This window comes from Streptomyces chilikensis (assembly GCF_001642695.1).
GTDB lineage: Bacteria > Actinomycetota > Actinomycetes > Streptomycetales > Streptomycetaceae > Streptomyces > Streptomyces chilikensis.
Genome location: NZ_LWCC02000184.1, coordinates 1 through 1,810, shown reverse-complemented (window position 1 = coordinate 1,810; position 1,810 = coordinate 1). Strand labels below are relative to the sequence as shown.

1 protein-coding gene is annotated in these 1,810 nt (G+C 77.8%); it reads left to right on the top strand.

What is annotated here, in order from left to right; genetic code table 11:
- The first annotated feature begins 162 nt into the window (after window positions 1-162).
- Window positions 163-1,716 (top strand): SDR family oxidoreductase, encoded by a 1,554-nt coding sequence (locus tag A2U95_RS31115; protein ID WP_166029250.1) that lies wholly within the window; start codon window positions 163-165, stop codon window positions 1,714-1,716.
- The last annotated feature ends 94 nt before the right edge of the window (window positions 1,717-1,810 follow it).

Here is a 1,810-nt window from a genome sequence, read left to right as displayed (position 1 = left end):
TCCGGGGCACACCCGTCCCCGCGCGGCACACCCGGCCGGCCGCGGCCGCGCGGCGGGCGGCGTGCGGCCTGCGCCGCTCGCGATGCGCCGCGCGCCGTGGCGCGCGATTCTGGGAGCGGGCCGGGCGCGGGACCGCGGCGTGAGGAGAACGGAGCGTGCGCGATGGGTGAGGACGCGGGCGGGGAGAGCGCGCCGCTGCACTGCCTGGTGACCGGTGCGACGGGCTACATCGGCGGGCGTCTGGTGCCCGAACTGCTCGCCGCCGGGCACCGGGTCCGCTGCCTGGCCCGCTCCCCCGGCAAGCTCCGCGACCACCCCTGGGCGGGTGAGGCCGAGGTGGTGCGCGGGGACGTCACCGACGCGGAGTCGACGGCCCGTGCCATGCGGGGCGTCGACGTGGCGTACTACCTGGTCCACGCCCTCGGCACCGGTTCCGGCTTCGAGGACACCGACCGGCGGGCCGCCCGGATCTTCGGCGAACAGGCACGCGCCGCCGGTGTCCGGCGCATCGTCTACGTGGGCGGCCTGACCCCGGCCGGCGTGCCCGAGGAGGAGCTGTCGCCCCACCTGAGGTCACGCGCCGAGGTGGGCCGCGTCCTGCTGGAGTCGGGCGTGCCGACGGCCGTGCTGCGGGCCGCCGTCATCATCGGCTCCGGCTCCGCCTCCTTCGAGATGCTGCGCTACCTGACCGAGCGGCTCCCGGTCATGGTCACCCCGAGCTGGGTGCGGACCAGGATCCAGCCCATCGCCGTCCGCGACGTGCTGCGGCTGCTGGTGGGCTGCGCCCGGCTGCCCGCGGACGTGAGCCGCGCCTTCGACATCGGCGGCCCGGACATCCTGACGTACCGGGACATGATGCGGAGCTACGCCCGGGTGGCGGGCCTGCCGCACCGGCTGATCGTGCCGGTGCCGGTGCTCACGCCCCGGCTGTCCAGCCACTGGGTCGGCCTGGTCACCCCGGTGCCCGCGTCGATCGCCAAGCCGCTGACGGAGTCGCTGCGGCACGAGGTGGTGTGCCGCGAGCACGACATCGCCCGGTACGTGCCGGACCCCCCGGGCGGCCCGGTGGGCTTCGAGGACGCGGTGCGGCTGGCGCTGCGCAACGTCCGGGAGGCGCGGGTCGCCACCCGCTGGTCGAGCGCGGCGGTGCCGGGCGCGGCCAGCGACCCGTTGCCGACCGACCCCGACTGGGCGGGCGGCAGCCTGTACACCGACCGGCGGGAGCGGGCCGTGGACGCCACCCCGGAGGCGCTGTGGCGGGTGGTGGAGGGCATCGGCGGGGAGAACGGCTGGTACTCGTTCCCGCTGGCCTGGTCGGCGCGCGGGCTCCTGGACCGGCTGGCCGGCGGCGTCGGCCTGCGGCGTGGCCGCCGGGACGCGGCCCGGCTGCGGGCCGGGGACTCGCTGGACTTCTGGCGGGTCGAGGAGATCGACCGCGGCCGGCTGCTGCGGCTGCGCGCCGAGATGCGGCTGCCGGGACTCGCCTGGCTGGAGCTGTACGTGGACACCGGGCCGGACGGCCGGACCCGCTACCGCCAGCGGGCCCTGTTCCACCCGCACGGGCTGCTGGGGCACGCCTACTGGTGGGGGGTGTCCCCCTTCCACGCCGTGGTCTTCGGCGGCATGGCGCGCAACATCGCCCGCGCCGCGGAACGCGGCGGCACCGCCCCGCGGACCGGCCGGGGCGATTCGGGCCGCCGTGCGCGGCGGGGGTGAAGCGGCAGGCCGGCGGACGGTGAGCCGCAGCGGCACCCGCCCGGCGTGCCCGGCGGGGCGGCCGGCTCCTCCTCCCCCGGCGCTTCCCGGGTCC